Annotated in this window: 1 protein-coding gene; it reads right to left on the bottom strand. The window is 51.6% G+C overall.

Features of this window, described 5'->3' with window-relative positions; translation table 11 throughout:
• Positions 1–22: 22 nt before the first annotated feature.
• On the bottom strand, positions 23–426 hold a 404-nt coding region (locus tag AB4874_RS19910; protein ID WP_368393316.1), incomplete at its 5' end, for a hypothetical protein.

Genomic DNA, 426 nt, shown 5'->3' with positions numbered 1-426 from the left:
CCCGCGGCGCTTAAGCGCCTCATTATAGGCAGTCCAATTCGTTGTCTTGTAGGTCGGTGCTGTCGGTTTGCTCATGCCCATCAGCTACCACACTGGATTCACGACATGAATCCCTACCGGACTTGTGCAACAGAGCCGCGCAGATGTCTTCGGACACCCTAACGGCGCGATCAATGGAGTGTGGCGCCCGAGAAAAACTGGTTCCTTTTCGCCACTTGAGGAGCGCGAATTTGTTCAGAACACATGGTGCCTCGGAAAAGTTATCTTTTGTCGCAAAGCGAACAATCTTATTTTGCAGCTTTGTAAGAGAGTGTCCGATCTTCTGTGTAACTGCGCTTTGGTCCATGCTTCCTGAGAGGAGCAAGGACGATGACGATTTCCAAGGAACTTTTGGACGAACTTCTGAAGGGCTGCGAGCGGCCTGAA

The sequence above is a fragment of the Thioclava arctica genome, assembly GCF_040892615.1.
In the GTDB taxonomy this organism is placed as follows: Bacteria; Pseudomonadota; Alphaproteobacteria; order Rhodobacterales; family Rhodobacteraceae; genus Thioclava; species Thioclava arctica.
Note: the sequence above shows the minus strand (reverse complement) of the source record. Positions and strands in the feature narration are given on the sequence as shown.